19 protein-coding genes are annotated in these 23,261 nt (G+C 70.5%); 3 read left to right on the forward strand and 16 right to left on the reverse strand.

Features of this window, described 5'->3' with window-relative positions; genetic code table 11:
- Nucleotides 1–89 precede the first annotated feature (89 nt).
- On the reverse strand, nt 90–308 hold the full coding sequence (locus ACH34W_RS54215) for a hypothetical protein (protein ID WP_395969140.1): 219 nt from the start codon (nt 306–308) through the stop codon (nt 90–92).
- 70 nt (nt 309–378) lie between these two features.
- Between ACH34W_RS54215 and ACH34W_RS54220 the strand changes: the two genes are divergently transcribed.
- Together ACH34W_RS54220 and ACH34W_RS54225 are read left to right on the forward strand one after the other, a co-directional pair.
- A complete protein-coding gene (locus ACH34W_RS54220; RefSeq protein WP_395969141.1) occupies nt 379–951 on the forward strand; it encodes a TetR/AcrR family transcriptional regulator in 573 nt (190 codons plus the stop codon).
- Between the two features lie 85 nt (nt 952–1,036).
- Nucleotides 1,037–2,104 (forward strand): SDR family oxidoreductase, encoded by a 1,068-nt coding sequence (locus ACH34W_RS54225; RefSeq protein WP_395969142.1) that lies wholly within the window; start codon nt 1,037–1,039, stop codon nt 2,102–2,104.
- 153 nt (nt 2,105–2,257) lie between these two features.
- On the opposite strand, the gene ACH34W_RS54230 is transcribed toward ACH34W_RS54225, so the two are convergent.
- From ACH34W_RS54230 to ACH34W_RS54285, 12 genes are all read right to left on the reverse strand, one after another.
- Nucleotides 2,258–5,068 (reverse strand): ribonuclease E/G, encoded by a 2,811-nt coding sequence (locus ACH34W_RS54230; RefSeq protein ID WP_395969143.1) that lies wholly within the window; start codon nt 5,066–5,068, stop codon nt 2,258–2,260.
- A 207-nt stretch (nt 5,069–5,275) separates the two neighbouring features.
- Entirely contained in the window at nt 5,276–6,136 is an 861-nt protein-coding gene (locus ACH34W_RS54235) for a TIGR03936 family radical SAM-associated protein (protein WP_395969144.1), read from the reverse strand.
- A gap of 141 nt (nt 6,137–6,277) precedes the next feature.
- Nucleotides 6,278–8,200 (reverse strand): TIGR03960 family B12-binding radical SAM protein, encoded by a 1,923-nt coding sequence (locus tag ACH34W_RS54240; RefSeq protein WP_395969145.1) that lies wholly within the window; start codon nt 8,198–8,200, stop codon nt 6,278–6,280.
- 66 nt (nt 8,201–8,266) lie between these two features.
- Nucleotides 8,267–9,463: a rod shape-determining protein RodA gene (gene rodA, locus ACH34W_RS54245; protein WP_395969146.1), complete on the reverse strand. Its 1,197-nt coding sequence runs from the start codon at nt 9,461–9,463 to the stop codon at nt 8,267–8,269.
- Complete coding sequence (gene mrdA, locus ACH34W_RS54250) at nt 9,460–11,562, reverse strand: penicillin-binding protein 2 (protein WP_395969147.1); 2,103 nt, start codon at nt 11,560–11,562, stop codon at nt 9,460–9,462. Before mrdA ends, rodA begins: the two co-directional genes overlap by 4 nt.
- Nucleotides 11,559–12,152 (reverse strand): rod shape-determining protein MreD, encoded by a 594-nt coding sequence (gene mreD / locus ACH34W_RS54255; protein ID WP_395969148.1) that lies wholly within the window; start codon nt 12,150–12,152, stop codon nt 11,559–11,561. The genes mrdA and mreD overlap by 4 nt, the downstream gene beginning before the upstream one ends.
- 1 nt (nt 12,153) lies before the next feature.
- Nucleotides 12,154–13,182, reverse strand: coding sequence for a rod shape-determining protein MreC (mreC, locus tag ACH34W_RS54260; RefSeq protein ID WP_395969149.1), 1,029 nt, complete (start codon nt 13,180–13,182; stop codon nt 12,154–12,156).
- Between the two features lie 42 nt (nt 13,183–13,224).
- Nucleotides 13,225–14,259 (reverse strand): rod shape-determining protein, encoded by a 1,035-nt coding sequence (locus ACH34W_RS54265; RefSeq protein ID WP_395969150.1) that lies wholly within the window; start codon nt 14,257–14,259, stop codon nt 13,225–13,227.
- Between the two features lie 252 nt (nt 14,260–14,511).
- Nucleotides 14,512–14,922, reverse strand: coding sequence for a nucleoside-diphosphate kinase (gene ndk, locus ACH34W_RS54270; RefSeq protein ID WP_151571204.1), 411 nt, complete (start codon nt 14,920–14,922; stop codon nt 14,512–14,514).
- Between the two features lie 26 nt (nt 14,923–14,948).
- Nucleotides 14,949–16,916 carry a hypothetical protein gene (locus tag ACH34W_RS54275; protein ID WP_395969151.1) on the reverse strand — a complete coding sequence of 656 codons (1,968 nt, stop codon included), beginning with the start codon at nt 16,914–16,916 and terminating at the stop codon, nt 14,949–14,951.
- 124 nt (nt 16,917–17,040) lie between these two features.
- On the reverse strand, nt 17,041–17,367 hold the full coding sequence (locus tag ACH34W_RS54280; protein ID WP_395969152.1) for a DUF4233 domain-containing protein: 327 nt from the start codon (nt 17,365–17,367) through the stop codon (nt 17,041–17,043).
- A 66-nt stretch (nt 17,368–17,433) separates the two neighbouring features.
- Nucleotides 17,434–18,804: a bifunctional folylpolyglutamate synthase/dihydrofolate synthase gene (locus ACH34W_RS54285; RefSeq protein ID WP_395969157.1), complete on the reverse strand. Its 1,371-nt coding sequence runs from the start codon at nt 18,802–18,804 to the stop codon at nt 17,434–17,436.
- Between the two features lie 95 nt (nt 18,805–18,899).
- Between ACH34W_RS54285 and ACH34W_RS54290 the strand changes: the two genes are divergently transcribed.
- The gene (locus ACH34W_RS54290) at nt 18,900–20,192 is read left to right on the forward strand and encodes a hypothetical protein (RefSeq protein WP_395969153.1); all 1,293 of its coding nucleotides are present in this window, start codon (nt 18,900–18,902) and stop codon (nt 20,190–20,192) included.
- Between the two features lie 57 nt (nt 20,193–20,249).
- Here ACH34W_RS54290 and ACH34W_RS54295 read toward each other — a convergent pair whose 3' ends face one another.
- From ACH34W_RS54295 to ACH34W_RS54305, 3 genes are all read right to left on the reverse strand, one after another.
- Nucleotides 20,250–20,768, reverse strand: coding sequence for a hypothetical protein (locus ACH34W_RS54295; RefSeq protein WP_395969154.1), 519 nt, complete (start codon nt 20,766–20,768; stop codon nt 20,250–20,252).
- Between the two features lie 136 nt (nt 20,769–20,904).
- A complete protein-coding gene (locus ACH34W_RS54300; protein ID WP_395969155.1) occupies nt 20,905–22,047 on the reverse strand; it encodes a hypothetical protein in 1,143 nt (380 codons plus the stop codon).
- A gap of 152 nt (nt 22,048–22,199) precedes the next feature.
- Nucleotides 22,200–23,261: class I tRNA ligase family protein (locus ACH34W_RS54305; RefSeq protein ID WP_395969156.1), on the reverse strand; the 1,062-nt coding region annotated here is incomplete at its 5' end.

The following is a 23,261-nucleotide window of genomic DNA, read 5'->3' on the forward strand; positions in this document are numbered from 1 at the left end:
GCGATCAGTCACCCGTCCGCCAGACGCGCGATCGCTCACCCGTCCGCCAGATGCGCGATCGGCCACCCGACCGCCCAACACACGATCGGTTAATCGATGCCCCGGTCGCGGAGTTGACGGCGGAGCTCGGCGGCGCTGAACGGGGTCTCGGCGGCGAGCTCCTCGACACTCGTGCCGGACCGCACGGCTTCAGCCGCGGCGTCGAAGAGCGCGACCCTGGCGTCCTCTTCCTGCCTGCGGGCATCCTCATAACGAGTGGCGGCGAGCTGGAACTCGGCGTCGGCTCGGGAGGTGTCATCTCCAGCCATGCACACGACCGTAGCGAACCGACCTTGCCTCAGTTGGACAAAATTATGTAGATCGGTCTAATTTAGGCGCATGGCGGTCAAGGGTGACGAGACGCGGGCACGGCTGATCGACGCTGCGCGCACGCTGATCGAGGCGCGCGGCTATTTCGGCGTGGGCCTCAACGAAGTACTCGAAGCCGGCAAGGCTCCCCGCGGCTCGCTCTACCACCACTTCCCCGGTGGCAAGGATCAACTGACCGCGGAGGCCCTCGCCGCCTCCGGCCAGGAGATCGACTCCTTGATCCGGGCCCTCGCCGTCTCCGTTCCCGACACGAGAACATTGATCGAGGCGGTGCTGGACGCGCTGGCCGATCGGATGGAGAAGGCCGACTACGCCAAGGGCTGCCCGATCGCCACGGTCGCCCTGGAGGTCGCGGCCACCAACGATTCGCTGCAGAAAGTCTGCGCGGACGCCTATGACAGCTGGCAGCGGGCGCTTGCGGACCGTCTGGTCGCCGATGGCCATCCACACGACCAAGCCGAGGATCTGGCTTGCTCCGTGCTCGCCCTGATCGAAGGCGCCCTTGTCCTGGCCCGCGCCCAGCGCAGTCGAACGCCCATTGAGCGGGCACGCCGTTCCGCCATCATCCTGCTCGACGCCTGACACCCGACGCCTGACACCCAGTTCACCACGACCTCGGACCCCTCCCGGCGTCAAAATATGCAGATCGGTCTATTAGGAGACGTCCATGCCCAACAAACCCGACACGCTGGTCGTCGGCGCGACCGGTCTCATCGGCCGGTGGCTGATGGCGGAACTGCTGGCTCAGGGCCGGTCGGTCGCGGTGACCGTCCGAGGCGGGCCCGCTCGCGACGCCGAACTCCGCACTTGGCTACGGCAGCACGAAATAGACGATCAAGCACTCACCGTCATCACCGCTGACATGACCCAGCCAGGGCTCGGGATCGCCCCTGAAGACCAAGACCAGCTGAGTTCGGTGCGGGACGTCTTCAATGCCGCCGGGATCTATCGCTTCGGCATGGGTCGCAAAGAGGCCCGGCAGGCCAACGTCGACGGTGCCGTGAACGTCCTCCGCTGGGCCGGTGCACGCCCGCACCTGCGACGCTTCATTCACATATCTGGCTACCGCGTCGCGGCGGAGGCGGAGGCCCTCCCCTTCCCCGCCCCCGAGGATCAGCTGACCCGTCTCTACCAGCGCTTCGGCGCGTACGAGGCGTCAAAGCGCGAGGGCGACGCAGCCGTACGGACCATCGCCGCACAAAAAGAAATCCCGCTGACCGTGGTCAATCCAGCCACCGTGATCGGGCACTCGTCCACGGGAGAGGCCGGTCAGTACATCGGCCTGGCCGACATGGTCAAGGATCTGTGGACCGGACGGCTCCCCGCCCTTGCCGGCAGCCGGCGCACGTTCATCCCCGTGGTCACCGTCGATCACCTCGCCCGCTTCCTGGCCGCCGTACCCGAGCACGACCGTGAGCCCTACCGCGCGCACTGGCTCCTGGACGACGCCACCCCACCGCTGCCCGACCTGGTCGCGCTCCTGGCACGGCACCTGGGCGTACGCCCGCCACGGCTGATCTTGCCACTCGCCCTCGTACGACGGTTGCCCCGCGCGATCACCCGAGCCGACCCCGAGACGCTGACCTTCCTTTCCGAAGATCGCTACGACACCTCATCGGCCGATGAGCTGGCGGCCGCCGCCGGGATCGCCCACCCGCCCGTGCAGGACGCGCTGCGCATCTGGGCCGACAGGCTCGTCGCGGAACGGTTCGGCCAGACCCAGCCACCCCGCTGAACACTGGATTCCGGGCAACAACGCTGTGACGCTGATCCGCAAGATTCACCGGAGCTGATTCAGGGATTCCGGCGCTGATTCCAAGAACGCCCCGCCGTTCACGAGTGAACGGCGGGGCGTTGTCGTCAAACCACGACGGCTCTACTGAGATCGTCAGTCTTCGGTTGTGGTTTCGGCCTTGGCGCGGGGGCGGCGGCTGCGGCTGCGGCGGCGGCCGTTGCTGGCGGCGGTGTCCTCTTCGGCGGGGGCGGCGCCGTTGAGGTCGGCCTCGGCCGAGCCCGGCTCCAGGGTGCCGGGGACGGTCTCGGTGGCCTCGATCGCGGCTTCGGCGGCTTCGGCTGCGGCCTCTTCGACGGGCTCGTCGTCCTTGGCGAGCTTCTCCTCGACGGCCTTCTCGATCTCGCCCTTGCGCTTGCGGCGGCGGCCGCTCTCCTTGGTGGCCTTGCCGTCCGGCTTGGGCTCGACAGGCGTCAGGTGGACGTGGATGCCGCGGCCGTTGCAGGACTCGCAGGTCTCCGAGAACGCCTCTAGGAGGCCCTGGCCGACGCGCTTGCGGGTCATCTGGACCAGTCCGAGCGAGGTGACCTCGGCGACCTGGTGCTTGGTACGGTCCCGTGACAGGCACTCGACCATACGGCGCAGGACCAGGTCGCGGTTGCTCTCCAGCACCATGTCGATGAAGTCGATCACGACGATGCCGCCGATGTCGCGCAGGCGGAGCTGGCGGACGATCTCCTCGGCCGCTTCGAGGTTGTTGCGGGTGACCGTCTCTTCGAGGTTGCCCCCCTGGCCGGTGAACTTGCCGGTGTTGACGTCGATGACCGTCATGGCCTCGGTGCGGTCGATGACCAGGGAGCCGCCGGACGGCAGCCACACCTTGCGGTCGAGGGCCTTGGCGATCTGCTCGTCGATCCGGTACGCGCCCATGACGTCATGGTTGCCCGCCCACCGCTCGACGCGGTCGCCCAGGTGCGGCGCCACGTACTGGACGTAGTCGGAGACCGTGTCCCACGCGTCGGCACCGGCGACGACGAGCTTGGTGAAGTCCTCGTTGAAGATGTCGCGGACGACGCGGATCGTCAGGTCGGGCTCGCCGTAGAGAAGGGAGGGCGCCGAAGCGGTCTTGACCTGCCTCTGGATGTTGTCCCACTGAGCGGCCAGGCGGGAGACGTCGCGTGAGAGCTCTTCCTCGGTCGCGCCCTCGGCGGCGGTACGGACGATGACGCCCGCGTTCTCCGGCATGACCTTCTTGAGGATCGACTTGAGCCGGCTGCGCTCCTTGTCGGGCAGCTTGCGGCTGATGCCGGTCATCGAGCCGTCGGGCACGTAGACCAGGTAGCGGCCGGGCAGGGACACCTGGCTGGTCAGGCGGGCGCCCTTGTGGCCCAGCGGGTCCTTGGTGACCTGCACCAGGACGGACTGGCCGGACTTGAGCGCGGACTCGATGCGGCGCGGCTGGCCCTCCAGGCCGGCGACGTCCCAGTTGACCTCGCCCGCGTACAGGACGGCGTTGCGGCCCTTGCCGACGTCGACGAACGCCGCCTCCATCGAGGGCAGGACGTTCTGGACCTTGCCGAGGTAGACGTTGCCCACGTACGACTGGTGCGTCGCGCGGTTGACGTAGTGCTCGACGAGCACGTCGTCCTCGAGCACGGCGATCTGGGTGCGCTCGCCCTCCTGGCGGACCACCATCACGCGCTCGACGGCCTCGCGGCGGGCCAGGAACTCGGCCTCGGTGATCACCGGCGGGCGGCGGCGGCCCTGCTCGCGGCCCTCGCGGCGGCGCTGCTTCTTGGCCTCCAGGCGGGTGGAGCCGCGAACCGACTGCACCTCGTCCTCGGCCGCGCGCGACTCGGCGCTCCGGGCCGCGCGGACGTGGGTGACGGTGTTGGGCGGGTCATCGATGACGTCGGCGTCGGCGGTGCCGGAACGGCGGCGACGGCGGCGGCGACGGCGGCTCGAACCGTTGGCCGAGTCGTCCTCATCGGTGTCGTCGCCCTCATCGGCCTGGTCGCTCTCGGCGGCCTGCTCCTCCTTGGCCTCCTGGGCGGCCTTGCGGGAACGGGAAGCCCGTGTGCCCCTGGACGGCTCGGTGCCCTTGGCCTGCTCGGTGCTCTTGGGCTGCTCGGCCTCCTTGGAGTCATCGGCCTCGGCCTCGTCGGCCAGACCCTCCTCGTCGCCCTCTCTGCCGGTGCGGCCACGGCCGCGGCCGCCACGGCGGCGGCGACGGCGCGACGGCTTGTCGCCCGACTCGTCGTCCTCGTCGTGTTCGGCCCCGGCCTCGTCGATCTCGTCCTCGGCGAGGTCGGCGTCCTTCGGCTCGTCCTTGGGCTTGGCCTTGGACCTGGTCTTGGCCGGGGCGGCGGTGGGCTCCGGCGCCTGGAAGACGACCATGGGCGGCTGGAAGCTCACCGAGGGCGCTCCCCCTGCGGCCGTCTCGCCCTCGTCCGCCACGGTCTCCGGCTGAACGGGCGGGACGACGGGGACCGCGGGAACGGCCGGAGCCTCGGCGGCGGGGCTCTTGCGGCGCGTACGGGTCCGGGTGGTCCTGACCGGCTCCTCCGCCGGGGCGGCGGACTCGGCGGACGGGGCCTCGGCGGCCTGCTCGGGCTGGTCAGCAGCCGTCTCGATGGCCTTGGCCCTGGTGGTCTTCGCGCGGCTCGCGCGGGTGCGGGTGGTCTTCTTGGGCGGCGCGGCCTCGTCGGACGCAGCCTCGTTGGACGCAGCCTCCTCCGGATCCGCACTGGCCGGCGGCGGGGTCTCCGACGCGGCGGCAGCAGCGGCGGCAGCGGTGGTCGCGGTCGCCGCAGGGGGGCTGTCGTCGATCTCGGGCGGCGGACCGGCCGGGCGGCTGGCCGCGCGCCGGCGCGGCCTTGTCGTCCGCACGCCGGTCGTCGCGTTGGTCACGTCAGTCGCGTTATCGGTGCCTTCGGCGTTCGCCGAATCGGCTTCGTTATCAAGCATCCGGGCAATCTCCCGTCAGGCTCCCGGGCGCGACCGTCCTACCGCCTCGGGCGGGTCGGTGCGGTGCGCCGCACGGGAACACTCCGTCAGTCGTCGGCGCCGTCGCGTCCGGGCCGTGGCCCGGCAGCGACGACAAAGTCGTCGGGGGTGCGCCGATCTTTCCCTGCGGGCCGGTTCCGTGGCGGCGCCACGGCTTCAGCCCGTCGATCAGGCGCTGACGGCATCCGCGCTCACGGCTTCGCCGGAGATCGGGAGAGCAGACCCATGGGCCGCCTCGGCATCATCGCCGGACGGCTGGTCGTTCTCCCGGTCGGAATCCAGCGGATCCGCGAGGCCACCGGTGTCCGCGTCGAGGGGCCCCTGCGCCAGCCTGGTCACCATTGGCGGTGACGGCGGCGCGAGGTCGGCGACCTGGCGCAGTCCGGTGAGGATGTCGTCGGGTCGTACGGCAGGTGTTGTATGCCGAACAACCATTCGAAGTATCGCACAAGGGGCATCGGCCGTCTCCCCGGCACGCCGGTCCAGCTCCAGAGCGGACACGGCGGCACGGACGTCGAAACGGCGTCGTCCCTTTTTTGTGAGGCGTTCCACCTCGATCTCGGTGGCGGCCAAGAAGGCGGCCACGGCCGAGGCGGCGTCGTCGGAGGCGACACCGTCCAGCCGGATCCGCCACTCGGACGCCTCGAGCCGATCCGCCAGCGCGCCCGGCTTGGCCTGGGCTTCGCCGGTGCGCACCGGCCGGACCATCACGACATCAACGATGTCGAGACCGCCCGGCAGGGCGGCGTCGAGATCGGCTCGTACCCGCGCAGGGTCGCGGGACTCGGTGAGCCCGATCTCGAGGTACTCGGCCTCACTGGCCACCCCGGTTGCCGCCGCACCCGCATACGAGATCTTGGGGTGCGGAGTGAATCCCGCGCTGAACGCGACAGGAATCCCGGCACGCCGAACGGCGCGTTCCACGGCCCGGGAAATGTCGCGATGGCTCGTGAACCGCAGCCTGCCGCGCTTGGCATAGCGCACGCGCAGGCGCTGGACCACAGGGGCCGGCGCAGGGCCCTCCGGCATGGGAGCCAGGGCACTCGTCCTTCCTACTCGCGTCGAGTCGAAAACGTCTCTCTATAGAGTACGGGGCTCCCGGTGGTGCTCACCGCTTTCGTGGCCTCGGACAGCGGGGTCCCTCGCCTGGAACCCCTGGCCCGCCTGAGCTCAGACTACCGAGAGAGGAAGCAGACGCTTTCCGGTGGGGCCGATCTGGATCTCCGTGCCCATGGTGGGGCAGACGCCGCAGTCGTAGCAGGGCGTCCAGCGGCAGTCCTCGACCTCGGTCTCGTCTACCGCGTCTTGCCAGTCCTGCCAGAGCCACTCGCGGTCAAGTCCGGCATCCAGGTGGTCCCATGGGAGCACCTCGACCTCGTCGCGTTCGCGGGTGGTGTACCAGTCGACGTCGACGCCCTGCTCGGCCAGGACCTTGTCGGCGCTCCCCAGCCAGCGCTCGAACGAGAAGTGCTCGCTCCAGCCGTCGAAGCGGCCGCCGTCCTCCCAGACCGCGCGGACGACCTGGCCGACACGCCGGTCACCGCGCGAGAGCAGGCCCTCGACGATCGACGGCTGGCCGTCGTGGTAGCGCAGGCCGATGGCACGGCCGTACTCCTTGTCGCGGCGCAACGCGTCCTTGAGGGCCTTCAGGCGCCGGTCCACGGTCTCGTGGTCGCACTGGGCGGCCCACTGGAACGGGGTGTGCGGCTTGGGCACGAAACCGCCGATGGAGACCGTGCAACGGATGTCACGGCGGCCGGTGGCCTCACGGCCTGCCTTGATCACGCGCTTGGCCATGTCGGCGATGGCGAGGACGTCCTCGTCCTCCTCGGTGGGCAGCCCGCACATGAAGTAGAGCTTGACCTGGCGCCAGCCGTTCTCGTACGCGGTGGTCACGGTCCTGATCAGGTCGTCCTCGGTGACCATCTTGTTGATCACCTTGCGCATGCGCTCGGAGCCGCCCTCGGGCGCGAACGTCAGCCCGGACCGGCGCCCGCCGCGCGAGAACTCGTTGGCCAGCGTGATGTTGAACGCGTCGACCCGCGTGGACGGCAGCGACAGCGAGGTGTTGGTGCCCTCGTACCGGTCGGCCAGGTCCTTGGCCACCTCGCCGATCTCGCTGTGGTCGGCGCTGGACAGGCTGAGCAGGCCGACCTCCTGGAAACCGCTCTGCTTGAGGCCCTCGTCGACCATCGCGCCGATCGTGGAGATCGACCGTTCCCGCACCGGACGGGTGATCATGCCTGCCTGGCAGAACCGGCAGCCGCGCGTGCAGCCGCGGAAGATCTCCACGCTGAAACGTTCGTGGACGGTCTCGGCCAGCGGGACCAAGGGCTTCTTGGGGTACGGCCACTCGTCCAGGTCCATGACGGTGTGCTTCTCGACACGCCACGGCACGCCGGGCCGGTTGGGCGCGACACGCTGGATGCGCCCGTCCGGCAGGTAGCTGACGTCGTAGAACTTCGGCACGTACACGCCGCCCGAGGCCGCCAGCCGCATCAGCAGCCCGTCGCGCCCGCCGGGGCTGCCCTCGGCCTTCCACTCGCGGATGACCTCGGTGATCGCCAGCGCGATCTCCTCGCCGTCGCCGAGCACCGCCGCGTCCAGGAAGTCGGCGATCGGCTCGGGGTTGAACGCCGCGTGCCCGCCGGCCAGCACGATCGGGTGCTCGTCGCTGCGGTCGGCGGCCTCCAGCGGGATGCCGGCCAGGTCGAGCGCGGTCAGCATGTTGGTGTAGCCGAGCTCGGTCGAGAACGAGACGCCCAGCACGTCGAACGCCGCGACCGGGCGGTGCGCGTCGACCGTGAACTGCGGGATGCCCTGCTCCCGCATGATCGCCTCAAGATCCGGCCAGACGCTGTAGGTACGTTCGGCGAGGACGCCGGCACGCTCGTTGAGGATCTCGTACAGAATCTGCACGCCCTGGTTGGGCAGCCCGACCTCGTAGGCGTCGGGATACATCAGGGCCCAGCGGACCTCGGCTTCGTCCCAGTCCTTGACCTGGGAGTTGAGCTCGCCGCCAACGTACTGAATCGGCTTCTGCACGCGCGGGAGCACCGGCTCCAGGCGCGGGAAGATCGACTCAACTGGCATGGGGAGTCCTCCATGGAAGGATTGTGTGGGATCCGCCCAGCGTACCCCCACGCGCGTCGGTCAGCGTCAGTCAAAGGCCCTGCGGCGCACGTGGACGGCCTGGAGCAGGCCCAGCGCGATCATGTTGGCGAACGTGGCGGAGCCGCCGTAGGAGACGAACGGCAGCGGCAGGCCGGTGATCGGCATGATGCCCAGCGTCATGCCGACGTTCTCGAACGTCTGGAAGCCCATCCAGCAGACCACGCCGGTGGCGACCAGCGTGCCGAAGAAGTCGGCGGCCTGCGTCGCGATGCGCAGCCCGCGCCAGAACACGACGCCCAGCAACGTGATGATCACCGCGGCCCCGAGGAAGCCCAGTTCCTCCCCCGCCACAGTGAAGATGAAGTCGGTCTGCTGCTCGGGGACGAAGTGGCCGCCGGTCTGCTCGCCCTGGAAGAGCCCCTTGCCGGTCACGCCGCCCGACCCGACCGCGATCCGGGCCTGCTGGGCGTTGTAGCCCGCGCCGCGCGGGTCGGCCGACGGATCGAGGAACGCCGTGAACCGCGCGAGCTGGTAGGGCTTGAGCAGGCCGAAGAACCACGCCGAGAACGCGGCCAGCACCGCGCCGCCGACCAGCCCCGTCAGCCAGCGCTTCCGCACGCCCGACACGGCCAGCATGCCGAGCACCACGGCGCAGAAGACCAGCGTCGTGCCCAGGTCCGGCTGCATCATGATCAGAACGGCCGGGATCCCCGCCAGGCCCAGCGCCAGCAGGATGTCACGCCGTCCCGGGCCGACCTCGCCGTCGCGCGGCTCGCCGAGCAGCATGGCGAGCAGCACCACCAGGCCGACCTTGGCGAACTCCGACGGCTGGATCTGGAACCCGCCGCCGATCACGATCCACGAGTGCGAGCCGTTGATCGTCGAGCCCACGGGCGTCAGCACCAGTACCAGCCCGACGCACGCGAGCACGTACAGGATCGGCACGTACGCGCGCAGCAGCCGGTAGTCGAGCATGGTCGCGACCCCGCCCAGCACGAAGCCGATGACCAGGTTGAGCATGTGCCGCTTGAAAAAGGCCTCGGGGTCCTTGCCCTGCTCGGTCAGGAGCTGGAACGTGGCGGACCGCACCAGCAGCGCGCCCACCACCGACAGCGCCACCACGACGAGGATCAGCGTCCAGTCGAGCGTGCGGAGGCTCGCCAGGCGCCGCCGCCAGGCGCCCTGGTCGCCGTAGCCGCCGACCGACCCGGCGCCGCCCATCCCGCCGATGCTGCCGATCATGACGGCGCTCCGGTGCCGGGCCTGCCCGTGACGCCGCCCGAACCGACTCCCAGCTTGGGCAGGGTCTCGGGCAGCTTGCCGTCCTTGAGGGCCGCCTTCTTGCCGCCCAGGCCGTACATCGCCTCCCAGATCTCCCGGACGGCGGGCGCCGCGAGCCCGCCGCCGGTGCCGCCCTGGGAGAACATCGCCACCACCGCGAAGCGCGGCTTGCCGGCCGGGCCGTACGACGCGAACCACGAGGTGTCGTCCTTGCCCCAGACCTCGGCCGTGCCGGTCTTGCCGGCCACGGCGACCTTCTTGAGGTCGAAGCCGGCGAACGCCCCGCGCGCGGTGCCCGACTTGGGCACGTCGGCCAGGCTGTCCCGGATGTACTTGAGCACCTTGGGATCCACCGGAAGGCGCTGCGCCGCCGGCGTCTCGATGCGGCGCGCGACCGAGCCGTCCGGCCGCACGACCGCATTCGCGATCCGCGGCACCACCAGCCGCCCGCCGTTGGCCACCGCCGCGTACGCCCTGGTCAGCTGCAATGGCGTGACGAGCATGTCGCCCTGGCCGATGGCGAGGTTGGCCGCGTCACCGGCACGCCAGGCGAAGCCCTCAAGGCAGTTTTCGGCCGCGATCTTCTTGACGTAGGCGGCGCGTCCCGGATCCTTGCGCTCGAGGTCGGGATAGCCCTCCTTGGCGGCCTTGCAGTCGGCGTTCTTGGTGGCGTTCCAGTAGTCGCGCTTCCACTGCCGGTCCGGAATCCGGCCCGGGGTCTCGCCCGGCACGTCGATGCCGGTGCGGGAGCCGAAGCCCCATTTGCGGATCATGGTGACCATCGGGTCGGCGGGCTTCTTCTTGGGCTTCATGCCGCCGTCGCGCAGCCACGCCTCGTACGCGAACTTGTAGAAGATCGTGTCGCAGGAGACCACCAGGGCACGGTGCAGGTTCATGCTGCCGTGGGCCTGGCCCTCGAAGTTGCGGAACGCACGGCTGCCGACCATGTAGGAGCCGGGGCAGCTGTAGGTGCCGTTTAGGGAGTAGCCGTCGGCGATCGCGCCGGTGAGGGTGGCGACCTTGAACGTGGACGCGGGGGCGAACTGGCCCTGGGTGGCCCGCGAGATCAGCGGCTCGCCCTTCTTCTTGCCGAGGAGCCCCTCGTACTCGGCCTCGGAGATGCCGCCGGTCCAGACGGCCGGGTCGTAGGTGGGGTAGCTGGCCAGCGCCACGACACGGCCGGTCTGCACGTCCATCACGACCGCGGCGGCGGAGTCGGCCTTCCTGCCCTGGGAGCGCGCACTCTTGACCCCGTTCTCCAGCGCCTTCTCCGCCGCCTCCTGCACCTTGGCGTCGATGCTGGTGACCAGGTTGCCGCCGGGGATCGGGGCCTTCTCCCGGGCGGTGCCCGTCACGCGGCCATGGCTGTCGACCAGGACCTTGCGGAAGCCCGGCACGCCGCGCAGATCGCCGTCGTAGGTGGCCTCCAGGCCGTCCCTGCCGATCAGGTCGACACCGCTGTAGCCGGTGACCTTGAGGCCCTTGCGCTTGTCGAGCTCCTCCTGCGTGATCGGCTGGAGGTAGCCGAGGGCCTGGACCGCCGCGGCGCCCTCGGGCTCCGGGTACTCCCGGACGGGCTGGACCGCCGCCGTCACCCCGGGGTACTCCTCCTGCCGCTCCATGATCTGCAGCGCGCGCTTGGGGTCGACCCGGTCGTCGACGGGGATCGGCTGGTACGGGGAGCCGGGCCAGCAGGGCCGCTTGACCGTGGGGCTGCAGAGCCGGATCCGCTTCTCCAGCTCGGCGGGGGTGGTGCCGAGCGTCGCGGCGAGCCGGGCGAGGACGCCCTTGCCCTTGTCCTTCTGCCGCGAGAGCGAGGTGCGGTCGACCGAGACGACCAGCGCGGTGCGGTTGCGGACCAGCGCCCGCCCCGAGCTGTCGAGGATCATGCCGCGGACGGCGGGCACCACGATGTCGCGGGTGCGGTTCTCGGCGGCGATCTGGCGGTAGTGCGCGCCGTCGAGGACCTGCATCGTCCAGAGCCGTCCCATCAGGACCAGCAGCATCGCCCCGACGAGCACGTAGAGCACGACGAGCCGGAAGTGGGTCCTGGAGTTCACAGCCGCGTCCCCACTCCGCTCCGGTAGCTCGCGGCGGGCACCACGGAACGATCCCGGGACGGGCGTTCGCCGCGTTCGAAGCGGCGGGTCACGCGTAGCACCGCCCACACCACGAACGGGCTCGCCATCACGTCGTAGAGCACCTGCAACGGCACGATCCGCGTCACGATCGTCCAGCTCGCACGCGGGTCACCGAGCAACATCCCCGTCGCCGCGTACAGCACGGTGGCGACCAGGGCGCCCGCCGCGACGGCGAAGAACGGCACCAGCGACTGGCGGTCCATCTCACCTGCGGCCAGCCCGCAGACGTGGCCGATCAGGCAGTAGACCAGCGCGTACCGGCCGATCGTGTGGTCGGCGGGCGGGATGATGTCGGCCGCCAGCCCCGCGGAGAACCCGGCCACCAGCCCGGTCAGCGAGCCGTTGACCAGCGCCAGCGCCACCACGGTCAGCAGGACCAGGTCGGGCGTCACGCCACCGGGCAACGGCAGCCGGTTGGCCACCGACACCTGCAGGATCAGCGCGACCACGATCACGACCGCGGTCAGGAAGTTGCGGCCGGCCGGCGACACCTCCGCTGTGTTCAGCACATCAATCCCCCGATGACGGCTTGGTGGACGGCTTCTTGGTCGGCTTGTTGGTCGGCTTGCTTTCGCCCTCCGGCTCGCGGTCGGCCGGCTTGCCCTCGTCGTCCGGCTTGCCGCTCGGCGTGGCGGAGGGGGTGGCGGACGGCGTCGGTTTGGGCTTCGGCGGCAGCACCGCGTCACGCGGATCGACCTTGGGCGGGGCCACCACCACCGCGACGACGTCAAGGCTGGTGAACTTCGTGAACGGGCGCACGTAGGCGGTGCGGGTCAGGTCCCCGACCGGCTGGTCGATCCGTTCGATGACGCCGATCGGCACGCCCGGCACGTACGGCCGCTCCGCCTGGGAGCCGAGCGTCACCAGCCGCTGGCCGACCCGCATCGGCGCGTTGGCGTTGAGCAGCTGGAACCGCAGCGGCGTGTCACCGCCGCCGCCGAGACCGCGGCGGCCGCGGCCCTGCACGATGCCGATCTCCTGGGAGTCCTCCAGGCGGCTGCCGACCTGCGAGGTCACGTCGGTGGCGAGCAGCACCGTGGCGGTGGCCGGGCCGACCCGGACGACACGGCCGACCAGGCCGTCGGCGCTCATCACGGTCATCTCCGGCCGGACGCCGCTGCGCGAGCCCACGTCGATGGTGACGGTGTCCTCGAAGCCCTGCCCGGCGGAGATCACTTTCGCCGCCGCGATCTTGTAGCCGCCCATCCCGGCCGAGCCCAGCAGCCGGTCGAGCTGCGCGGCGCGGTGCTGGTCGAGCCGGCTCGCGCGCAGCTGCTCGCGGAGCCGCTGGTTTTCGCGTTCGAGCTGGTCGGCTCGCCGGCGTTCACCCGGCGCGTCGGTGAACGCGTCGAAGGTGTTGCCGATCGGCCGCACGACCGCCGCCGACGCCCGTTCCACCGGACCGAACACCGCGGCGCCGACCCCGCGCAGGCCGCGCAGCGGCGAACTCTCCCCACCGCGATAGTCGACCGTGATGAGCGCGAGCGCCACGACGAGGAGCAAGCCGAGGACCAAGCGGGTCCGTCGGGTGTCCTTCACCCACTGACCTCCCTTTTTCCGTGCGCGAAGGGGGCTGGGCGGTCAGTGTCGCGGCTCGGGGACGAGGACCTGCCGCAATGACTCGAAGTCCTCGACGCACTTGCCGGTGCCGAGGACGACCGAGTCGAGCGGGTTGTCGACGAGGTGTATCGGCATGCCGGTCTCCTCACGCAGCCGCTCGTCGAGGTTCTTGAGCAGGGCGCCGCCCCCGGTGAGGGCGATCCCGCGGTCCATGATGTCGCCGGACAGTTCGGGCGGGCACTTGTCGAGGGTGGTCTTGACCGCGTCGACGATGGCGTTGACCGGCTCCTCGATCGCGCGGCGCACCTCCTCGGAGGAGATCACCACGGTCTTGGGCAGCCCGCTGACCAGGTCGCGGCCACGGATCTCCGCGTGCGGTTCGTCCTCGCCGCCGGGATACGCCGACCCGATCGCCATCTTGATCTCCTCCGCGGTGCGCTCCCCGAGCATGAGGGAGTACTCCTTCTTGGAGAACGAGATCACGGCCTGGTCGAGTTCGTCACCACCGACACGCACGGACTGGCTGGTCACGATGCCGCCGAGCGAGATGATGGCGACCTCGGTGGTGCCGCCGCCGATGTCGACCACCATGTTGCCGGTGGGCTCGTAGACGGGCAGCCCGGCGCCGATCGCGGCGGCCATGGGCTCCTCGATGATGTAGACCCGGCGGGCGCCGGCCTGGTAGCCGGCCTCCTTGACGGCGCGCTGCTCAACCCCGGTGATGCCGCTGGGCACGGCCACCACGATGCGCGGTTTGGCGAAATGCCGCCGCTTGTGCACCTTTTGGATGAAATAGCGCAACATTCGTTCGGTCACGTCGAAGTCGGCGATGACACCGTCCTTCAACGGACGCACGGCGACGATGTTGCCGGGAGTGCGGCCGATCATGCGCTTCGCCTCGATGCCCACCGCAACGATCTTGCCTGTGTTGGTATTGATCGCTACCACAGAGGGCTCGTTCAGGACGATGCCGCGCCCGCGCACGTACACCAGCGTGTTAGCGGTACCGAGATCGACCGCCATGTCACGGCCAAGAAAAGACAGCTTGTTACCCATGAAGAAAGGGAGCCCTTCATGTTGGCGGGCGTGCAGAGCGGCGTACCTATCGTAACGCGCTGAAGCGGTGCGAGGCAGACACCGCCCCGGGGCGTCTTGCCTAAAAATCAGAGGGCTACCAGGCCAGTTTCGGCAAAAAGACATGCGGGCCGGATCTCTCCGGCCCGCATGTGTCAGCTTTCCCCGTCATCTGAACCCTGAAACAGATCGGGCGCATGGACAGGTCGGGGCGGTTGTGACGCCTCTGCGGGGTCAGCCCAGCTCAGGGAAGAACAGCTTGATCTCGCGCGCGGCGGACTCGGGCGAGTCGGAGCCGTGCACGATGTTCTCGCCGATCTCCAGGGCGTGGTCGCCGCGGATGGTGCCGGGCGTGGCCTTGACCGGGTCGGTGGCGCCGGCCAGCGCACGGAAGGCCTCGATCGCCCGCGGGCCCTCGACCACCATCGCGACCAGCGGGCCGCCGGTGATGAACTCGACCAGCTCGCCGAAGAACGGGCGCTCGCGGTGCTCGCCGTAGTGGTCCTCGGCGGTGTCCCGGGACAGCGTGCGCAGCTCCAGCGCCACGATCTTCAGGCCCTTGCGCTCGATGCGGGAGATGACCTCACCGACCACGGCACGGCGGACGCCATCGGGCTTGACCAGAACAAGAGTGCGCTCGGACACGGATAGTTCTCCTCGTACAGGTGGGATTACGCGAGAAGGTTACCCGCGCGGCGGCGGCCCTCGGAACGGGGAGCCCGCTCGCGTGCCGCGGTGACCCGGACGCAGGCGGCGACCAGCAGCACGGTCAGGACACCGGCCACGATCACCCAGATGCGGAATCCCGCGGTGAGACCGTAGAGCTGCTGCGCGCCGTTCTCCGGGCGCAGGCGCTGGATCTGTCCTGCTTGAAGCGCGAGCACCAGCAGCTGGCCGACCAGGACGGCTGGGAAGCCCAGCGTCAGGCCGAACAGCGCCGCGCCCACCCCGGCGTCCCGGAGCGAGGCGGCGAGCGCCATGCCGAGGCCGGCACCCAGAGGAACGAGCGGCGCCAGGAGCAGCCAGGGATCCGAGGCGGTGTCGGTGGCCAGGCAGACCAGCACCGCCACGATGGCAAGGCCGTGCCCGCTCAGCACCGCTCCGCGCGCTGCGTCCCGTGACATCCGTACCGTGGCGATGGCCCCCAGCAGCGCGGCGAGAGCGGCGGCGGCGAACGGAACGAGATGGAGGCGTGGGTCGGTCGCGCCCCGCATCGTCGCGGACGCGTTCGCGAGCCCGGACAGCGGCCCGGCCAACGGATAAGTGAGCAGGCCGGTGGTCACCATCACGACCGCGCAGCCGAGCGGGCTGCCCGTGGCCGTGTCGCGGCTGCCCACCATCGCGAGGCCGAGCAGCGCGGTCATCGCGATGCCGCCGACGACGAGCTGCGCACCCGGCGACCAGCCGTAGGTGGTGACGACGGCGAGGAACGCGAAACCGGCGGCGGGGACGGCGGGCAGCAACAGCTGGCCGCGCTCGGCCCGCCGTGCCGAGGACAGCCGGCTGCGGCTCCTGAGGAGCACGCAGAGGAACGCGGCGGCGAGTGCGGCGGCGGCGATGCCCGGGTACGGCGCGAACGCCACGCGCCAGTCGGCGGGCGGGGCTCCGCCGCCAGGAAGCGGTGTCGCATGGAGCGCCAGCGGCATCGCGACGATGAGTGAGGCGGCCAGCGTGCCCGCCCAGATCACGGCGAGGAAGCGGCTCTGCCTCTCCATCACCAGAACGAGGACCGCGGGCAGCACGGCACCGGCACCGAGGCCCTGGAGCACGCGGCCGCCAGCGATCGCCGGCACCGTCTCCGCGAACCGTGCCGCCCCGATACCGCCCAGCAGAAGGGCGAGGCCGAAGAGGAGGACGAGGCGCGGCGAGAACCGGCGGGACGCCACGGCGAAGACCGGGACGGCGAGCAGGAGCGCGGGCAGCGCGAGCCCGGCGGCGCGGATCAGCCCCGGCATGCCCGCGTTGTCGAGACCGAGGGCGTCGCGGGCGGGCACCAGGCCGTTCATGCTGGTGTTGGGCAGCGCCAGCGCGATCGCGGGCAACGCGGTGAGCGTCAACAGGACGACGCCCATCGAAACGAACCACCCCCGCACCCGCCCCGGCCGCACCTCGGCACCGGCCCTGTCAACGTCCGGATCAGAGGACTGACCGGTGGACGGATCCGTGCGCTGCTCAGCAGACGAACCTGCGTACGGCTCAGCAGACGAACTTGCGTACGGCTCGGCGAACGAACCGGTGACCGAGCCAGCGGATGGACCGGCGGGCGAACCGGTGACCGGGTCGGCAGACGAGTCGGGGCGCGGATCGGCGGGCTGACCGGCACGCCGGCCCTCGGACGAACCAGCGCGCGAACCTGCCGACCGCTCTGCGGACGAACCAGTCTGCGAACCGGTGAGCGGGTCGTCGGACGAGTCGGCGGGTGGGTCGGGGGGCGGATCGGCGCGCAGGCCGACGGGCGAGCCGATGCGCATGCCGGTGGGCCGGGCGAGGGGCTGATCGGCTGGAGGTTCGGTGGTGGCTCGTTCCCGGCGGACGGGCCGTTCGACCGGGATGGTGAAACCGTCGGGACGGTCGAAGGTGACGGTGCGGTCGGCGGGGTCGCCGGTCGGGAATTCGCTGGGATCCTCGTGGGGGGACACGGCCTTCTCCTTCAAGAGGGCGTCATCCACCGAGGCACTTCCCGCAAAAGTGCAATGTCGGATTTGTGCGATAAATTGGAATCGCGAATATCGGCGGATGAGTTTAAACGCCGTTCCCGCGAATTTAGCGTGCCTGCACGCTTTCCGCCTTGCGTCCGAGCCAAATGGACGTTACCCAAAGCAACCCGAAAAGGGCACCAAGGAAGAACATGGTCGGCACCATGAAGCCGGTGGCGATGATCAGTACCTGCAGCCCGCTGCCCGCCGCGACCGCCCACGGGAAGCGCAGCAGACCCGCCAGCAGCAGGCAGGCCACCGCGAGACCGCCGCAGACCAGTCCCGCGAGCGCGCCGTCCACGTCCAGCACCGAGACCGCGACCGGGATCGCGAGCGCGATCACGATCGCCTCGCAGGTCAGCACCGTCGCCAGCAACCTCCGTGCGGCATTCATCGGCTCGCTCCGCTCGCGTTCATCGGCTCGCCTCCGCCCGCGTTCACCGGCCCGCTCCGCCCGCGTTCACTTCGATCCCTCCACCCGCAGCAGGGTCCGCGCGTCGCCCACGGTGGCCACCGAGCCGGTGATCAGCACGCCCGCGCCCTGATATTCGCCGGTCTCCTCGGCCAGCCCGATCGCCCGGTCGATGGCGTCGTCCAGGCGCAGCGACAGGTGCACCCTGTCAGCGCCGAAGATGCCCTCGGCGATCTCGGCGAGCTCCTCGGCCGGCAAGGAGCGGGGCGAGGAGTTGCGCGTCACGACCAGCTCGGCAAGGACAGGTTCGAGCTCCTCAAGCATGCCGGTGACGTCCTTGTCGGCGAACGCGGCGAAGACGCCGACCAGCCGGGTGAAGTCGAACTCCTCGGTCACGGTGGCGACGCTCGCCGCCATGCCCGCCGGATTGTGCGCCGCGTCGAGCAGCACCGTCGGCCCGGTCCGGACGACCTCCAGCCGGCCGGGCGAACCGGCCTTGGCGAAGCCGCTGCGGACCAGCGCCGGGTCGAGCTGGCCCTCGTCGCCTCCCAGGTAGGACTCCCCCGCGGCGATCCGCGTGGTCGCCTCCAGGTTGGCCTCTCCCCTGGTCGGCGCGCCGCTGGCGAACGCCTCCACGGCGGCCAGCGCGCACGCGGCGTTGCTCGCCTGGTGGTCGCCGAACAGCGGCAGGAAGACCTCGTCGTAGATGGCGTGCAGGCCCTGGATGCGCACCATCTGGCCGCGGAACGCGATGTCGCGGTGCACCGCCCCGAACTCGATGCCCTCCCGCGCCGCCACCGCGCCCACCTCGGAGACGCGGCGCAGCAGCACCTCGGCCGCAGCCACCGGTTGCTGCGCCAGGACGGCGATCGCGCCGGGCTTGATGATCCCTGCCTTCTCGGCCGCGATGTCCTCGATCGTGTCACCGAGATAGCGGGTGTGGTCCAGGCCGATCGGCGTGATCACGGCCACGGTCCCGTCGGCGACGTTGGTCGCGTCCCAGGCGCCGCCCATGCCGGTCTCGACCACCGCGACGTCCACCGGAGCGTCGGCGAACGCCGCGTACGCCATCGCGGTCAGCACCTCGAAGAACGACAGCCGGACGCCATGTTTGTCGTCGATCAGCCGCACGTACGGGAGCACGTCCTGCAGGGTCTCGACGAAGCGTTCCTCGGAGATCGGCTCGCCGTCGATCGCGATCCGCTCGCGGAGGGTGGTCATCTCCGGGCTGGTGTAGAGGCCGGTGCGCAGGCCGCGCTCGCGCAGCAGCGCCTCGATCAGCCGCGCGGTGCTGGTCTTGCCGTTGGTGCCCGCGACGTGGATGACGGGGTAGCCGCGCTGCGGCTCCCCCAGAAGGTCCACCAGATCGCGGATCCGGTCGAGGGTGGGATCGATGTCCCATTCGACTCCGCGGCCCATGATCTCGTTGACGGCGTCGCGGTAGTCGAGCGGCTCGTTTACCTGGCTCACGTTGCTCCATGCCTGCGGAAAGTGACCTTTGCAGCCTACTTGCCATGGGTCTGCGGCCCGGCCGCGACGCCCTGGAAGCCGCCTGGAACCATGAGTGGGTGACGGCCGACGAGGTGTTCTTCCGGGAATGGCAGGCGCGGGGCGCAGGCGAGACCCGGAGCCTGGCCCGTGCCCGCGCCCTGGCGGAGGATCTGGGCATCCTTCCGGCGGGCGTTCCCGTCCTCGTGGTCGTCGGCTCCAAGGGCAAGGGCACGGCGGCGACCTACGCCTCCGCCTGTCTGGCCGCAGCGGGGTTGCGGGTCGGCACGGTGACCAGCCCGGGCCTGCGCAGCAACCGCGACCGCATCCGTGTGAACGGGCAGGCGGTCAGCGAGGCGGAGTTCGCGTCGCTGGCCGAACGGCTGGATCGGGCCATCGGCTCCCTGCCACCGCGGACCGGCGACCACCTCGGGACCGGCGGCTACCTCGCGCCGACGGGTCTCTTCACGTTGTCGGGGGTTGTGCAGGCCCTGGAACGAGGTGCGGGCGTCCTCGTTCTGGAGGCGGGCATGGGCGGCCGGGGCGACGAGGTCTCGCTGTTCAGGCCGGAGGTCGTCGCGATCACACCGATCTTCGGTGAGCATCTCGGCGTCCTCGGCGACACCGCCGCGGCCATCGCCGCCGAGAAGGCCGGAGTGGTGGACGCGCTGACCCGGCGCGTCGTGTCGGCCCCGCAGACTCCGGCGGTCGCCGAGGCCTTGGAGCGGACCGTCGAGGCCCGTACGGGTGGGAAGGGGCTGGTGGAGTACGTCGAGAGCGCCGATGTCCCCCAGGAACACCTGCCGTCTGGTCTCGGCCGGCGGGCCGCCGAGGTCGGCTGCTCCGCCGCGCTGAGGCTGCTGGAGGACGATCCGGACGCGGACCGGCTGAAGACCGTGCTGTCCACGGTCGTTCTGCCCGGCCGCCTTTCGTGGCACCGGCTTCCCGGCACGGACACCGAGGTGCTGGCTGACTGCGCGATCAATGGCGCCGGTGTGGCCACGGCGCTGGTGACCGCCCGGGAGCGGTGGGGCAACATCGACCACGTCGTGCTGTGTTTGCCCGACCACAAGGACCTCGACGGTGCCATCGCCGCACTCGGCGCGCTGCCGGTGACGTTCGTCCGGCTGCCGTACGAACGGCTGCGCTTCACCCGGCCGCTCCCCTCGGCCTGGAAGGTGATCGACGCCGCCGAGCTCACCCCCGATCGCCTGGCCGGCCTGGGGCGTCACGTCGTCGCCCTCGGCACGGTCTACTTCATCGGCCAGGTCCTCGATCTCGTCGACGCCGACACCACGCGTCTCTTCACGGCGCCGTAGGGCCACAACGCAGATCACGGGAGGTCATGGATGGCGCGGGCCCCCATGACCTCCCGTTCAGTAAGCGGATCCGGAGCCTCCCTGTGACCCGTCCGGGCGTCCGGGAAACACCGGGGCGCCGTCACCGTTGCCAAAGCCTCGCTGAGGACCGCCCCGAAAGCCACCCTGCTGCCTGTCCGGAACCTGCCACTGACGTGAGAAACCGGACCGGTCAGGACGGTCATGGCCGTCATTGGCGACCGCGACCCCCGTGGCCACGGCTCCGCCGCCGATGAAGACGCCGATGAGCCCTGCCCCGGCCAGCTGGACCGCCCTGTTCTGCACGAACTTGGCGAAGCCCCCGTCTTTCCGCACCGTCCCCGTCGCCGGCGCGGCAGCCGCGTAGGCGGGCTGCTGGTGCGCCTCCGCCTGCGGTGCCTGCGCCTCCGCCTGTGGTGCCTGCGGCGGCGGCCCCTGCGGCTGCTCCTGAGCCTGGGCTTGCGGCTGGGCTTGCGGCTGATCCCCAGTCTGAGCCTGCGGCTGCTCCTGAGCCTGCGGTTCCGCAGGCTCGGGTGCGACCTTCTTCTCCTCGCTCATGCTGCCCCCGTTCGTTAACTGGCGTCGGTTTTGCGCGGCTTGTTGGCCGCAGTTCGACCGTGCCGTTCGACTCTGAGGGCACCATGCAAGAACCCTGAGAAATGCCTGAAGGCGGCCGTCACACGCCTGGGATCTCCTAGGAGGCCTTCTTCTCCAGATCGGGCCGCATCTGGGCCATCAGCACGGCCATTGCGGCGGTGTCAGGTGCCGCCGTCGGCGCGTTGTCGGCGATGATGCCGAACGAGGTCCGGGTCGCCCAGGCGCAGTAGACGTGCACGTCGCTCAGGACCGCGAACGTGCCGCACAGACCTTGGCCGCCGCCTCGTCCGGGGTTGGCCTTGACGGTGGCGATGACGGTGCTGGGCCGGGACTTGCGGAGGAACGCCTCGGGGCTCCCGAGGTCACCCGTACCGCCGTAGAAGACGACGTTCCGGGGGGCCATCGGGACTCCGGAGTAGACGGCCGCGACGTTGCGCGGGCGTTCGGCACCGGCCGCTCGCACACCCGCCTGGAGGAACGGGTAGGCCGCGGTGGTGGCGGCGGGCTCGGGGCTTTTGGTCAGGCCGCCCGCCACGGGCACGATCACGATGGCACGCGTCAGCTTGGGCGGGGAGGCGGAACCGCCGTCCATCCCGGTGTAGAGGACTCCGGCGGCGATGAGGGCCAGCAGGCAGATCCCGGCGCTCAGGGCGGTACCGATCAGCAGGCCGCCACGGCTGCGCTGCTTGGGCTGGTACGGCGCGGGCAGCGGGGGCACGGGCCCCTCGACCGGGCCGTCCGGCACGACCTGCCAGCCGCCTGAGGTCTGGGAGTCCGGCACTCGGTGCTCGGGCAGGGGCGGCGGTGCCTGAACGGGAAGCACGGGCATCGGGCCGGACCCGTGCCCCCCGTCCATCAGGGTCGCGGGCGGACCAGGGATGGGGCCTTCGGCCACGCGCACGTCGGGCGCCGACATCCACCAGGGCTCGCCCTCGTAACCCTCGTCGATCTCCTCGTCGCGCAACTCGCGACGCTGCCCCTCGGCTTGCCCGTCGCGCCGGTCGTCGTGGGGGTCGTTGCGCAGGTCGTCATGGAGGTCGTCGCGCAGGTCTTCCGGGAAGTCGTCGTACAGGTCCTCGGCCAGGTCGTCCGGGAGCAGTTCGAGGTCGGGCGGCACGTCGGGGGCCTCGATGTCGTCGATCATCTGCGGCATGACCCGCGGAGCGTCCAGATCATCATCATCGAAATCGATGTCCTCTGGAGCATCCGGCAGGCCGGGTTTGGCGACCGAATCCGCCATCACACCCCCCACAATCCCACCCAAAGCGCAGCCGATCAGAGAGATCGTAGCCTGGCCCGCGCGCACACCCGTCCCGTTCTGAGCGGTGTGGCCGAAATGACGCCGACGAGTCAGGCCCCGGCATCACCGCCGGGGCCCTGGTCGCTCGTTCGTCAGCCGGCAGGCAGCGCCGCCAGCTGGGCCTCCAGGCGCTGGATGTCGGTCTCGGCCTGGGCCAGGCGCTCGCGGTTCTTCGCCACGACGGCCTCGGGTGCCTTGGCCATGAACGCCTCGTTCCCGAGCTTCTTGCGTGCCTGGTCGACCTCCTTGCGGGCGGCTGCCAGGTCCTTGTCCAGGCGCTTGCGCTCGGCCGCCACGTCGATGGCCCCGGCGGTGTCGAGCCGGACGGTCACGCCCTCGACGGGGAGCGACGCGGTCGCGGCGAACCCCTCGCCCGGCGCGGTGAGGCGCGCCAGCGAACGGATGCCCTCCTCATGGCCCGCGAGCGGCGAGCCGCCGAAGTCGAGCGCGGCGGCGACCTTCTGGCCGGGCTTGAGGCCCTGGTCGGAGCGGAACCGGCGGACCTCGGTGACCAGCCGCTGCAGCGACTCGACGACCTCGGTGGCGTCCTTGTCGAGCAGGTCGTTGTCGGCGGCCGGCCAGGCGGCCTTGACGAGGGTCTCCGCGCCGGTGAGCGACGTCCAGAGCTCCTCGGTGACGAACGGGGTCACCGGGTGGAGGAGGCGGAGGAGCGTGTCGAGGACTTCGCCCAGAACGCGGCGGGTCGCCTCGGCCCGTTCGTCGTCGAACTGGACCTTGGAGAGCTCCACGTACCAGTCGCACACCTCGTCCCACGCGAAGTGGTAGAGCGTCTCGCAGGCCTTGGCGAACTCGTAGTGCTCCAGTTGGTCGTCCACCTCGGCGACGACCGTCTGGAGCCGCGACAGGATCCAGCGGTCGACCGTCGACAGCTCGGCCGGGGCGGGCATGGGGCCGCGCACGTGCGCGCCGTTCATGAGCGCGAAGCGGGTGGCGTTCCACAGCTTGTTGCAGAAGTTGCGCGAGCCCTGCGCCCAGTCCTCCGCTACCGGGACATCCCCGCCGGGGTTGGCGCCGCGCAGGAGGGTGAAGCGGGTGGCGTCGGCACCGTAACGGTCGATCCAGTCGAGCGGGTCGACGACGTTGCCGAACGACTTGGACATCTTCTTGCCGTGCTGGTCGCGGACCATACCGTG

Source organism: Actinomadura sp. 6N118, from assembly GCF_044326415.1.
Lineage (GTDB): Bacteria > Actinomycetota > Actinomycetes > Streptosporangiales > Streptosporangiaceae > Spirillospora.

Bases quoted from the DNA above. Each gene is read 5' to 3' on its own strand.
- ACH34W_RS54215 (WP_395969140.1), bottom strand. From the start codon at position 308: ATGGCTGGAGATGACACCTCCCGAGCCGACGCCGAGTTCCAGCTCGCC.
- ACH34W_RS54220 (WP_395969141.1), top strand. From the start codon at position 379: ATGGCGGTCAAGGGTGACGAGACGCGGGCACGGCTGATCGACGCTGCG.
- ACH34W_RS54225 (WP_395969142.1), top strand. From the start codon at position 1,037: ATGCCCAACAAACCCGACACGCTGGTCGTCGGCGCGACCGGTCTCATC.
- ACH34W_RS54230 (WP_395969143.1), bottom strand. From the start codon at position 5,068: ATGCTTGATAACGAAGCCGATTCGGCGAACGCCGAAGGCACCGATAAC.
- ACH34W_RS54235 (WP_395969144.1), bottom strand. From the start codon at position 6,136: ATGCCGGAGGGCCCTGCGCCGGCCCCTGTGGTCCAGCGCCTGCGCGTG.
- ACH34W_RS54240 (WP_395969145.1), bottom strand. From the start codon at position 8,200: ATGCCAGTTGAGTCGATCTTCCCGCGCCTGGAGCCGGTGCTCCCGCGC.
- rodA (WP_395969146.1), bottom strand. From the start codon at position 9,463: ATGATCGGCAGCATCGGCGGGATGGGCGGCGCCGGGTCGGTCGGCGGC.
- ACH34W_RS54265 (WP_395969150.1), bottom strand. From the start codon at position 14,259: ATGGGTAACAAGCTGTCTTTTCTTGGCCGTGACATGGCGGTCGATCTC.
- ACH34W_RS54280 (WP_395969152.1), bottom strand. From the start codon at position 17,367: ATGAATGCCGCACGGAGGTTGCTGGCGACGGTGCTGACCTGCGAGGCG.
- ACH34W_RS54285 (WP_395969157.1), bottom strand. From the start codon at position 18,804: ATGGGCCGCGGAGTCGAATGGGACATCGATCCCACCCTCGACCGGATC.
- ACH34W_RS54290 (WP_395969153.1), top strand. From the start codon at position 18,900: ATGGGTCTGCGGCCCGGCCGCGACGCCCTGGAAGCCGCCTGGAACCAT.
- ACH34W_RS54295 (WP_395969154.1), bottom strand. From the start codon at position 20,768: ATGAGCGAGGAGAAGAAGGTCGCACCCGAGCCTGCGGAACCGCAGGCT.
- ACH34W_RS54300 (WP_395969155.1), bottom strand. From the start codon at position 22,047: ATGGCGGATTCGGTCGCCAAACCCGGCCTGCCGGATGCTCCAGAGGAC.